The sequence below is a fragment of the Wolbachia endosymbiont of Drosophila ananassae genome, assembly GCF_008033215.1.
Lineage (GTDB): Bacteria > Pseudomonadota > Alphaproteobacteria > Rickettsiales > Anaplasmataceae > Wolbachia > Wolbachia pipientis.
In genome coordinates this window covers 549,651-561,791 of sequence record NZ_CP042904.1, presented here as the reverse complement: position 1 = coordinate 561,791, position 12,141 = coordinate 549,651, and the positions used below count along the sequence as shown (strand labels likewise).

Below are 12,141 nucleotides of genomic sequence, written 5' to 3'. Positions count from 1 at the left end.
CCTTTTGGTCGGAGCTTATCAGCATCTTTAGCTCTTTAATCGTTACGATACTTATGAAGCTTCACTTACGTTCACCATACCACTAAGCCTAGCCCTCCAACCACATGATGCTTGTAGTTTATGCTTTCTCTCACGATTGAGCATCTTCTTTATCAAGAGGAGGTTCATTGTCCGCGTCGCTCGGCACCAACTGGTTACCCAATTCGCACTGATGCGTAGACTCAGATGGCAAAACATCTGGTTCAATAAGCTTTAGAATCCTTTGGATATACCTGTTCCCACTAGAATCCCTGCAAAGAACATCAACAATGCTTTGTTTATCAGAAGCAATTTCAGCATCTTGAATAGTGCTGAGGAATTCTATTTCTTTTATTTCATCTTTGCCAGTGAACCCCAAAATATCATTGAGAAAGTGAATGAGGATGTCTTTATTTTTTTCAGTACCAAAAATACGCCGAAACGCAACATCATTCTTGGGGTCGAGAAACTTAGAAAGAGCCATAAAAAAATTTTTAAATGTATCTTTATATTATATATTCTTATTGATAATAATTCAATAATTTGTCATCTTTTTTGTTAACTTTACTGATGTTGCCAGAGGGAACGTTGTTGCAAAATTTTGTAAAATTTATTATCCTAAGGTTTCAAGTCCTCACAGGTTTATTGGAACTATATGTACAATGTGTTTATCAGTGAAAATCCGGAGAAAATGATGGGGGAAAAGTTAATACATTACTTTAGCCAGGGTAAATGCGAAGGCAATGCAGAAATGAAAAATCTGCTGGGAGGAAAGGGGGCAAATTTAGCAGAAATGTGCAATGTTGGCATTCCTGTTCCACCTGGTTTCACAATTTCCACCTCTGCTTGCAAAGTCTATTATCAAGACAATAGATCTTCTGTCATCCAAGTATCTGATTACTCGGATCCAGAAAAAAATGTGGTCACGCACTGGAATGACATATGTAGTGGAATTAAAAACTACATGACGATGCTCGAAAATGACATCGGTTGTAAATTTGGGGATTTAAATAATCCCTTATTAGTTTCCATACGCTCTGGTAGTGTTAGTTCAATGCCGGGCATGCTTGATACTATTTTAAATGTTGGTCTAAATGATGAAACCGTTGTTGGGCTTGCAAAAAAAAGTGGCGAACGTTTTGCTTACGATAGCTACTGCCGTTTCATCATGATGTACTCCAATGTTGTACTACAGCTTGATCATCACCTATTTCAAGATGTTATTGATAATGAGCAGCAAAAGAGTGGAGCAAAAAGCTTAGCTGATCTTGATGTTGATGTTTTAAAGAGAATTGTTAACGATTTTAAAAAGATAGTATATGAAAAAACTGAGAAACATTTCCCGCAGAACGTTGAAGAGCAATTGTTAAACTCAGTTAATGCAGTATTTGCCTCTTGGAAAAATGATAGGGCTGTTTCCTATAGAAGAATACATAATATTCCTGAAAACCTTGGAACAGCGGTCAACGTGCAAGCAATGGTTTTTGGTAATTTAAATGATAATTCTGCAACTGGTGTGATATTTACACGAAATCCTTCAACTGGAGAAAAAAAGCTTTTTGGTGAGTTTTTGGTTAATGCTCAGGGTGAGGATGTGGTTTCTGGTGTTTATACTCCTATGCCAATTGACGGAGAGCAAAAAAACACCATGGAGAAGTTGCTGCCAAGTGTCTACCGAGAATTATGCGTGGTATGTGAAAAACTTGAAAGGCATTATAAAGACATGCAGGATATCGAATTTACTGTACAGGACGGTAAATTATGGATTTTGCAGACTAGGTCTGGCAAACGCACGGCTGAAGCTGCTATTCGCATAATAGTTGATATGGTAAACGAAGGAACGATTACAAAAGAAGAAGGAATATTGAGAATTGATCCAAAAACTTTTGACAATTTATTGCATCCAGTTCTTGACGTTAAGAGTGACCAAAAAGTAATAGGGAAGGGGCTACCTGCTTCTCCAGGTGTTGCTTCTGGATATGTAGTGTTTAGTGCAAGTGATGCTGAAAAAGCTGCAGAGCAGGGTAAAAAAGTGATTTTAGTAAGGTCAGAAACGAGTCCTGAAGATATTAATGGAATGAATGCTGCAAGTGGCATAGTAACAGCACGGGGAGGGATGACCTCGCATGCTGCTGTTGTAACCCGTGGAATGGGTAAGCCATGCATTTGCAGTGTGAGTGGACTTTATATCGATAAAGATGGAACTTTCTTTTCTGTAGGGGATACAAAAGTAAATAAAGGTGAACCAATTACCATCAACGGAGGAACAGGGGAGGTTATGCTTGGCATTCTCCCTACAATTTCACCTGAATTATCGCAAGAATTCAAAACGGTAATCAACTGGATAGATGAAATCAAAACGGTCAAAGTGAGAGCGAACGCTGATACTCCAAAAGACGCAAAAATTGCAAAAGAATTCGGTGCAGAAGGTATAGGCTTATGTCGCACAGAACATATGTTTTTCGCTAGTGATAGAATCGAATTCATTCAAAAGTTGATAATAGCTGACGATGAAAATGAAAGGGCAAATGCGCTCATTAAACTAGAAGAAATGCAAAAGTCTGATTTCAAAGAAATATTTTCTATTATGGAGGGCAGGGAAGTCACTATACGGTTGCTTGATCCACCTTTGCATGAATTTTTACCCAATGATCAGTCTACTATAGAAAAAATTGCCAAATCACTTAGTAAGTCAGTTGAGTCAGTAAAAAATAAAATAGCACAGTTATCAGAAAAGAACCCAATGCTTGGCCATCGAGGTTGTAGACTTGCCATTTCTCATCCTGAAATATATAGCATGCAGATTAGGGCAATACTTAGTGCTGCAAGTGAATTAAAGAAAGAAAAGAAGATAGAAGTGGAGCCTGAAATCATGATTCCTTTTATCATGAGCGAGAAAGAATTTATTCTGATATGCGAGCTAGCAAAGAAAGAATCCTCTGTTATCTCACAGACGCAGATTCCAGCGTCACGCGCTGGAATGACATCAGACAAGGCGTACTCAATTGGAACAATGATAGAGCTACCACGAGCGGCACTGATTGCTGATAAGTTAGCAAAACATGCAGAGTTCTTTAGTTTTGGCACTAATGATTTAACGCAAACAACCATGGGACTTTCAAGAGATGATTCAGTTAATTTCCTCGATTCCTATAAGAAAAACAACATATTTGACAATGATCCATTTGAAGTGCTGGACATCGAAGGGGTAGGGGAGTTAATCAAGATGGCCATTGAAAGAGGCAAAAAAACCCGAAAAGAAATAAAACTGGGTATATGTGGAGAGCATGGAGCAGATCCAAAATCTATAGAGTTTCTCATCGAATCAGGGGTGGATTATGTTTCATGCTCACCCTATAGAGTACCGATTGCAAAGTTAGTGGCAGCACAGTTTAGTGTTAGATCTAAATTTGCTAGGTAAGTATAGTGGCAGTGTTGGCTACTCATATGGTTTGAGGTATCCGTTCAGCGGAGTGGCAGAATAAGGTAGACAAGGTGATCTAAAAAGATAATCATAGAGCAAAAGTGAAATAATATGGTAAACCTTTTAGAACTTTGCAAAAATTTACAGCAAAAAATAGAAAGGTTAGAAGCAAAAATAGAAAGATTGGAAAAAGAGAATGAAAGTTTAAAAGCAGAAAATAAGGCTTTAAAGATAGAAAATGCTGAGTTAAGAGAAAGACTCGGTTTAAGCTCAAAAAATTCATCAATACCAAGTTCCAAAGAGTTGTATAAAATAAAAAAGAATAAGCCGAAAAGCGAAAGGAATATTGGCGGTCAGGTTGGTCATAAAGGAAGTTTTCGCGCCAACATGGATGCAGATAAAGTAGTAAAGATAGAGTTGCCTAATACTTGCGAATGCGGAGGAGAAATTGCAATATGTGAAAAACCATATATTCATCAGAAAGTTGATCTTCCAGAAATCAAGCCTTATGTAGTGGAATATCAGTTAGAACATGGCCGTTGTCGGAGATGCGGAAAGAGAAGAAGTAGCAAGTTACCGGAAGGTGTTACGCCAGATACATTTGGTCCAAGGGTTAAGTCAATAATTGCAGCGTTCAGCGGATTCTACAAAAATTCAAAACGCGAAATAGCGAGTGTCGTAAATGATATCTTCAATTTGAACATAAGCGTCGGTAGCATATCAAATAGTGAACATAGAGTTGCTTCAAAATGCAAAAAAATGTATGAGCAGATCGAACAAGAGATAAGTAGGAGTAAAGTTCTACATATTGATGAAACGAGCCATTATAACAAAGGTAAACTCGCTTGGTGTTGGATGTTTGCAAGCAATACGGCAAGTTTTGTAAAATTTACAGAGTCAAGAGGAATGAAAGTTTTACAAAATAGTAAATTCTGCAATCGCAATAGCTTGGTAATAACTGACAGGTATGCAGCATACAATTATTTTGCCGATAAAAACAGGCAAATCTGTTGGGCACATTTATCAAGAGATTTTGAAAGATTAGCACATAGTTGGAATATTGAAGTTAAAGTTCTGGGTTGTTACTTGAGAAACGTGGCCACTGAATTATTTGCACTAAAAAAAGCTTTACTAAAAAGTGAGATAGATGTTTTGAGGTTTGTCAGACGTGCCAGAAAATTAAGAAAACGTACAAAGTATTACTTGAAGGAGATATCTCGTTTACCTGAAGCAATTGGAGCCTCTCGAGTTGCAAAAAATGTTCTGAGATCTGAAAGAATGATGTGGAAATTTTTAGATGACCCAGAAAATATTCCGCTGACAAATAACCACGCTGAACGGCAAATTCGGCATTATGTCGTTTATCGCAAAAACTCATATTTTACACAATCAAAGCGGGGAAATACATTCCTTGAGCGGATAATTTCATTATACTTAACTTGGAAACAAAGGGGTCTCAATCCTTTCCAAAATCTCCTATCTATTGTTTCTTAAACCACTCTCCTGAACGGATACGGTTTGAGCCCACCAGAGGGTGTCATTCCAGCGCGTGACGCTGGAATCTAGTTTTTATTATGGCCTTCTGGATCCCAGTGTCTGGGCACTGGGATGACATCCTGTTACACGTTCAACTTCATTCTCTCTCATCTCCCTATAACTTGGTAATGTAGAATTTTTTACATGCAACCCGGTGTATATTGCAACCAAAGCAGCTATGACACTGCAAACTACTGCACCAGCTACAAATGGAACCATTACAGCAGCAGTAATGAATAATCCTGTAATAACAACTCCAACAACATCTTTTGTCAATGAGGTGTAAAAATCCTTTTTGCTCTCTTTATATTTAGTTTCTTGTTCATTTGGCATAGAAAATTGAGCATCTACGAAGCCGTTAGCTTTATTATCATTATTTGGTGTGGCAGTTTGCTTAGTATTTGTTTCCTCTGGTATTACAGGCGTTTCATTTTCGTTACTATGACCTGGCTGATCATTAACACTACTTGACACAGGTTGGTTAGCATTTGCTTCTGTTACTATAGGAGGTGCTGGTACTATATTTTCTTCTACATTGGATGTTTCTGGTGTAATAAAATTTAATAGTATCTGAGTAATTTCTTCAACTTGTGTAGTTTGTTCTTTATCCATGGCCACCTTTAAAGCCTTTTGCATGTTTTCATCATTTACATGACCTAACAATAATTTAACTCCCTGGACATACTTTTGAGTAACAGCACAGAGCAAAGCGTTAAATTTTTCTTCTTCATTAAACTTACCACTATCCAGGAGTATTCTTACAACATCAGCTTGCTTAGTCGTTATAGCTTCGCTCAATCCAGCTTTTACATGTTTGAATTGACCAGTATTGCCTTCAGTTTTCAACTCTGTGAGTAATTTAATAATGTGTAGAAATATAGCACGATCATTGGTGTTGTCTGTAATATTAGGTCCCTTTGAATTAACAATATGCCCAAGTAAAGTATAATGATATTTATTTGTTTTTTTTATGTTTATCCTATTTTCTTTGAGCTTCTCACCAAACTCCTCAGCAGTTATATTAGGATTGTTAGTTACAATTTCCTTTATCTTTTCATAAGTCATGTCAAATTTTACCACTATTACTATCTAATTTATTATAGCAACTTTCCCATAACCAGTCAAGACATATTGCAGTTTCAAGCAGCATGATATATATTCAATGCTTTATTTATGGTTCTTAAAGCAAATGATGGAAGATTTAGCCTATAAATTAGTTAAAGTGACCGAAGCTGCAGCACTTGCTGCATATAAACTAGCAGGCTTCGGCGATGAAAAAAAGGCTGATCAGGTTGCAGTTGATGCAATGCGTACAGTATTAAATTCAATGGAAATAAATGGTACTATCGTAATTGGTGAAGGTGAGAGAGATGAAGCGCCGATGCTATATATTGGCGAGAAGGTTGGCACTGGAAATGGTCCTGAGATTGACATTGCTGTTGACCCACTTGAAGGCACTACGATTTGTGCTCATTACAAATCAGGGGCAATGTCCGTTCTTGCTGCAACGAAAAAAGGTAATTTTTTACATGCACCTGATGTTTATATGGAAAAGATAGCAGTAGGAAAAAATCTTCCAGAGGGTGTAGTCTCACTAAAAAATAGCATTGAAAAGAATCTAGACAATTTAGCCAAGGCAAAAAAATGCAAAGTGAATGATCTCGTGGTAACTGTACTTAAACGTGAAAGGCATGGTGAATTAATAGAGAAAATCAGGAAATTAGGAGCAAAAATTAAACTAATAGATGATGGTGATGTTGCGGCCATAGTTTCACTAGTAAATGGCAATCATGATATGTATATCGGTATAGGAGGAGCACCAGAGGGAGTGCTTGCGGCTGCAGCGCTAAGCTCTATCGGCGGACAGATGGAGGGAAGATTAGTACTTGACACGGATCAGTTAAGAGAAAGAGCAAAAAATTTAAATATTGATGACCCAGAAAAAGTCTACGCCGTAAAAGATATGGCAAGAGGTGAATCAGTGTTCATTGCAACTGGAGTAACAAGCGGAGAACTTGTGGATGGAGTTGATAACATATGTTCAACTAGTTCTTTAATAATTCTACCTAACAAGCTGATAAAGCTGCAAGTTATAAATTAGGTTAATTATTTTTCAATACACCTAAACTTTAGCTTTACAATACTGATATTAGAATATACTATTTATATTGTTTCTATCTTAAGAAAAAGGAGGTCCTGGAGTGGTAGGTTTATTGTTTCAATTATACAATAAGGTTCAATCTATAATTGACCCACATGATAAAAAGGTTCAACCTATAGTTGACCCACGTGATAAAAATGCTACAGAGGGTATTTCGCAAGAGAAATTAATTGTACAAGAAGTTTCCAAAGATGAATGTATGTTTGATAATAATCCTGAAGTACAATATATATTGTCAGACTTTGATAATTTAGATTTCTCAAATGGTCCATTTAACTATTCTTTGTATGATATAAATTATAATGAAGGTAAAGAGGCAAATCCATTCGATAAAATAACAAAATATTATGGAAGAAAGAAAAATGTTTTTCTTTTTATCTCCATGCTGCAGAACAGTGAACAGTTAGAAAAAATAATCAATATAATAGGTGAGAAATGTAATGCTCAAGATAGAAAGAAATTCACAGAAAGATTGAATATATATTTGGGTAGAATTAGAGAGGGGGACCAGGATGCAAAAGAATTATTAAATGGCGATTTCCCTGGTGCTTTTTTTAATGGACCTCATATTGGAAAAAATCGCAATATTCATCAGAATCTTAATATTAAAATTAAACCTGGGCAAACTTTAGAAGTTAGTAGCTTATTCAACAAAAAAAGTGAATTAGAAAGAGAAAAAATATACAACGAAAAAGGTCAAAGAATAGCAACGATTGAGAAGAATGAGAAACAACAGAGGAACTACTCCTTTACAAAATTTGCAATATGTGACACCGAAATTAGTTGGGGTGCAAAAGATGAATCTGAAAAAGGCCTTAATTGCGCTGTTGTTTTAAATATAAATTTAGGTCAAGTTAGTATTAAAAAATCAACTATTGACGGTAAAGATGTTGAACCAAAGAAAATTTTAGAGTTAACTAAGCAAAACGAGGCTGTGCTTATAAAAGGTAAAGCTTTACATGAAGTTTTAGCAGCACATTTCATTAAGCAAACACCATGTGAGGAAAAAGAGAACATACAACCACACGAGAATATCATTGTACCTGATTCTGGTGCACCTAGCTCGGCTATTGATGAGAAAATAACTGTAGAGCATCCGTTCGGGAAAGCAGCAAATAAGATGGACAGAGAAGAATAATAAAGATAATCATAGAGAAAATGTGAGGTAACATGGTTGATTCTTTAGAATTGTGCGAAAATTTACAGCAAAAAATAAAAAAGTTAGAAGCAAAAATAGAAAGACTGGAATAAAGAGAATGAAAGTTTAAAAGCAGAAAGGATAATTTCATTATATTTGACTTGGGTATCTGTTCAGATGCATGGCTAATGCTGAAACAAAAATTCCAGTGCTCCCTTTCTTGTCATGCCAGTGCTTGACACTGGAATCCAGCCCTTTTACGCAGTCCCATTAAAAACGTTGTATTTTAACGTAGAATTAGCTACTTTTATACTCACCAATTTAATCTCTAATCAAAATTCCTGGATCCCAGTGTCTGGGCACTGGGATGACATCCTCCCTAGTGGATTCAAATCACAATATTCGTATAGTAAGCACTGATCACTTTTGCTTCAATATTTGCGATGCCCCTGAACAGATACAATTATTCTATTATCAGGAGGATGCCGTTAATCGCCTTGTATGATGCTACTTGTAACACTTATGCCCTGAACGGAGACAGTTTAGGCTGTTATGCCTGGCGACTTTATTGAAATAAGTTTTTCAACACTGCTAACAATAAAATTAGTTATACTGTTAGCTACCTCATCGAATTTATCATTTATCTCTTTTCCTATTTCTTGATTTTTAACATATTCGTGTAGAGCTAAAGCAGTTATAGCTGCACATGCTGCAATTAAGCCAGTTTGTGCTATAATGAATAGTGATAATCCTCCTACGAATATAGATGTTAATCCAATAGCCAGGTTTATAATTTTACTTTGTGTTGTTTGTTGCGTCGCTTGGCTTTGATCTGCCTGTTTATCCTCTAAAGCATTCGATATTGTTTTTAAGGCAACTTTTATCGCTATTGCTGCAACTGAAACCATAATTAGCCCTATAGCTATTTTTGCTAAAAGAAGAATCGACGGTAGCATCATTACAAATAATAGCGCGCCAATTCCTCCAGCTAACCACTTCTCATTTATTTTTTTTGATTGATTTGTACCAGTGTTCATTATTACCCTCCACTTTACTTATGATTTACCTATATCTAATACGAAATATGAAGGTAGTCAACTATATATTTTATATGAAAGATTGTATTAAAAGTTTTTCATGTTATTTTTTGCTGCTTCGTGGTTAAATTTGGAATTTTAGAAAGAGTTACGTATTATTTGAAATTCTTGTATACTGTTTTGAATCAGTTAAATAGATAATGAAGTGCAGGACGCAGTTTTAATTTTACAAGATGGTAAATGCTTTTGGGGAAAATCAATAGGTAAAAAAGGTAAGTGCATAGGTGAGGTCTGTTTTACCACTGGTATGACCGGTTATCAGCATACTATAACTGATCCTTCTTTTGCCGATCAAATTATAACGTTCACTTTTCCTCATATTGGTAACGTTGGAATAAACCATAAGGATAATGAAGGAAAGAAAATTTTTGCAAGTGGTGTGGTTATGCGTGAACTTTCTTCTATGTCCCACCCTTCTTCATATATCAGTTTAAATGATTGGTTAGAGAAAAATAACGTGATTGGGATATCAGGAGTTGATACTAGAGCTTTAACGAGACATTTGAGAGAACATGGATCTCAAAATGGAATGATATGCTCATCGAGTAAGGCGCATGCGTTGGACAAATTGAAGGAATACAAATCTGTAAATGGGATAGAAATAACCAATAAAGTCAGCTTGCATAGTAATTTTAAAAGTGACCTTAATGCAAAATATAGGGTTGTAATCGTTGATTTTGGCGTAAAAATCAGTATAGTTTCACGCTTAATAGAACTTGGTTGTACAGTTGAATTAATCAGACCAAGCACAGGTTTTGCTCAAAAAGTGTTGAGTATGAATCCAGATGGGATAGTGCTTTCAAATGGTCCTGGTGATCCGCAAGAAATAGGAGAAAGTGTAGTTTCAGAAATAGACATTATTATAAAATCTAAAATACCAATTTTTGGCATATGCATGGGCCATCAATTACTTGCGATTACTTTGGGGGCAAAGACCATCAAGATGGATATAGGTCACCGAGGGAGCAACCATCCAGTTTATGATGTAAGTAGTGGAAAAGTTGGGATCACTAGCCAAAATCATGGTTTTGTTGTTGATTCAGCTTCTCTTCCAAGTAATGTTGAAATTACTCACATTTCTCTATTTGATAATAGTGTAGAGGGAATAATGATGAAGGATTACTCAGTCTTTTCTGTGCAATATCATCCAGAAGAAGCGCCAGGTACGCATGATTCGCATTATTTGTTTAGACGTTTTATTGACAATATTGTGTTGTATAAAATGAAATCTGCATGATTTTAATTAGGGTAGGTTTTATTGCTTGATTTTTTAATTTTAGGCGTTTAGTATTAAATACAATAAGAGCTTAAGTTAAGATGCTAAAATAGTATTCTCTTAACAAATTTTTGCGGAGGAGTGACCGAGTGGTTAAAGGTAACAGACTGTAAATCTGTCCGCGTGAGCGTACGTAGGTTCGAATCCTACCTCCTCCATTGTGCGGGTATAGCTCAATGGTAGAGCTCTAGCCTTCCAAGCTAGTGACGTGGGTTCGATTCCCACTATCCGCTCTTTTTTTTGTTGTATTTTTATAAAATCAACATATTATTTATTGATGTATTTGTATTTTAGGTAGAAAAGTTTAAATTATGACAGCAGTAGTGGAAGCATTTGGAAAGCCGCATGTAAATGTGGGAACAATAGGACATGTGGATCATGGGAAGACAACGTTAACAGCGGCAATAACAAAGCATTATGGAAATTTTGTAGCGTACGATCAGATAGATAAAGCGCCAGAAGAAAGGAAGAGGGGGATAACGATAGCAACAGCGCATGTTGAGTATCAGACGGAAAAAAGGCATTATGCACACGTTGATTGTCCTGGACATGCTGACTATGTAAAGAACATGATAGTAGGTGCAGCACAGATGGATGCGGCGATATTGGTAGTGTCAGGGGTTGATGGGCCAATGCCACAAACGAGAGAGCATATATTGCTGGCGAAGCAGGTAGGTGTTGGATATATCGTGGTGTATATAAATAAAGCTGATGTTGCTGATGCTGATATGATGGATTTAGTAGAAATGGAAGTGAGGGAATTGCTGAATAAATACGGATTTCCAGGGGATGAAGTTCCTGTGGTAGTGGGATCTGCATTGAAAGCGCTGGAGGATGACAGCAGCGAATATGGAAAGAAATCAATAGATAAATTGATGGAAAAGTTAGATGAATATGTGGCGGTTCCACCAAGGCCTGTGGATTTACCATTTTTATTGCCAATCGAGGATGTATTTTCGATATCGGGGCGAGGAACAGTGGTAACAGGAAGAATAGAGAAGGGAGAGATAAAGACGGGAGAAGAGATAGAGATAATAGGTTTAAAAGCAACACAAAAGACGATATGTACAGGTGTTGAGATGTTTAAGAAGTTGCTGGATAAGGGAAGTGCAGGGCTCAATGTAGGAATATTGCTGAGAGGAACAAAAAGAGAAGAAGTGGAGAGAGGGCAAGTATTAGCAAAACCGGGGACGATAACGCCGCATAGAAAGTTTAAGGCGGAGGTTTATATATTAAAGAAAGAGGAAGGAGGAAGGCATACACCATTTTTTGCGAATTACCAGCCACAGTTTTATTTAAGGACAACGGATGTAACTGGGAGCATAAAATTACTAGATGGGAAGGAGATGGTAATGCCAGGAGATAATGTGAGTGTAGAAGTAGAATTGCAAGTACCGATAGCAATGGATAAGGGATTGCGTTTTGCGATAAGAGAAGGCGGTAGAACTGTTGGTTCTGGTGTTGTTTCTGAAATTTTGGAGTGAGTGTAGT

At 36.6% G+C, this 12,141-nt stretch carries 8 protein-coding genes, 2 tRNA genes and 1 pseudogene; 8 read left to right on the top strand and 3 right to left on the bottom strand.

The window, feature by feature from the left end; translation table 11 throughout:
• Positions 1-265 precede the first annotated feature (265 nt).
• Positions 266-502, bottom strand: a pseudogene (locus EA652_RS07435) (PD-(D/E)XK nuclease family transposase); the annotation flags it as partial.
• A gap of 210 nt (positions 503-712) precedes the next feature.
• Between EA652_RS07435 and ppdK the strand changes: the two are divergent.
• A complete protein-coding gene (gene ppdK, locus EA652_RS02780; RefSeq protein ID WP_173862868.1) occupies positions 713-3,439 on the top strand; it encodes a pyruvate, phosphate dikinase in 2,727 nt (908 codons plus the stop codon).
• A gap of 114 nt (positions 3,440-3,553) precedes the next feature.
• On the top strand, positions 3,554-4,936 hold the full coding sequence (locus EA652_RS02775; protein WP_007548562.1) for an IS66-like element ISWen3 family transposase: 1,383 nt from the start codon (positions 3,554-3,556) through the stop codon (positions 4,934-4,936).
• Positions 4,937-5,014: 78 nt separating this feature from the next.
• Here the strand turns inward: EA652_RS02775 and EA652_RS02770 are convergent, their stop codons facing one another.
• A complete protein-coding gene (locus EA652_RS02770; RefSeq protein ID WP_238514260.1) occupies positions 5,015-6,058 on the bottom strand; it encodes a hypothetical protein in 1,044 nt (347 codons plus the stop codon).
• Positions 6,059-6,170: 112 nt separating this feature from the next.
• Between EA652_RS02770 and glpX the strand changes: the two genes are divergently transcribed.
• Together glpX and EA652_RS02760 are read left to right on the top strand one after the other, a co-directional pair.
• Positions 6,171-7,079: a class II fructose-bisphosphatase gene (gene glpX, locus EA652_RS02765; protein WP_007549174.1), complete on the top strand. Its 909-nt coding sequence runs from the start codon at positions 6,171-6,173 to the stop codon at positions 7,077-7,079.
• Between the two features lie 100 nt (positions 7,080-7,179).
• A complete protein-coding gene (locus EA652_RS02760) occupies positions 7,180-8,277 on the top strand; it encodes a hypothetical protein (RefSeq protein ID WP_121721670.1) in 1,098 nt (365 codons plus the stop codon).
• A 542-nt stretch (positions 8,278-8,819) separates the two neighbouring features.
• Here the strand turns inward: EA652_RS02760 and EA652_RS02755 are convergent.
• Entirely contained in the window at positions 8,820-9,314 is a 495-nt protein-coding gene (locus tag EA652_RS02755) for a hypothetical protein (protein ID WP_007549176.1), read from the bottom strand.
• Between the two features lie 205 nt (positions 9,315-9,519).
• On the opposite strand from EA652_RS02755, the gene carA reads away from it, so the two are divergent.
• From carA to tuf, 4 genes are all read left to right on the top strand, one after another.
• Positions 9,520-10,611: a glutamine-hydrolyzing carbamoyl-phosphate synthase small subunit gene (gene carA, locus EA652_RS02750; RefSeq protein WP_006280739.1), complete on the top strand. Its 1,092-nt coding sequence runs from the start codon at positions 9,520-9,522 to the stop codon at positions 10,609-10,611.
• A 114-nt stretch (positions 10,612-10,725) separates the two neighbouring features.
• Positions 10,726-10,808 (top strand) — tRNA-Tyr (locus EA652_RS02745).
• Between the two features lie 4 nt (positions 10,809-10,812).
• Positions 10,813-10,883 (top strand) — tRNA-Gly (locus EA652_RS02740).
• 78 nt (positions 10,884-10,961) lie between these two features.
• The gene (gene tuf, locus EA652_RS02735) at positions 10,962-12,134 is read left to right on the top strand and encodes an elongation factor Tu (protein ID WP_012673185.1); all 1,173 of its coding nucleotides are present in this window, start codon (positions 10,962-10,964) and stop codon (positions 12,132-12,134) included.
• Positions 12,135-12,141 lie beyond the last annotated feature (7 nt).

Excerpts from the sequence above, each read along its gene's own strand:
- EA652_RS02755 (WP_007549176.1), bottom strand. The coding sequence starts at position 9,314 with ATGAACACTGGTACAAATCAATCAAAAAAAATAAATGAGAAGTGGTTA.
- tuf (WP_012673185.1), top strand. The coding sequence starts at position 10,962 with ATGACAGCAGTAGTGGAAGCATTTGGAAAGCCGCATGTAAATGTGGGA.
- glpX (WP_007549174.1), top strand. The coding sequence starts at position 6,171 with ATGGAAGATTTAGCCTATAAATTAGTTAAAGTGACCGAAGCTGCAGCA.
- EA652_RS02775 (WP_007548562.1), top strand. The coding sequence starts at position 3,554 with ATGGTAAACCTTTTAGAACTTTGCAAAAATTTACAGCAAAAAATAGAA.
- ppdK (WP_173862868.1), top strand. The coding sequence starts at position 713 with ATGGGGGAAAAGTTAATACATTACTTTAGCCAGGGTAAATGCGAAGGC.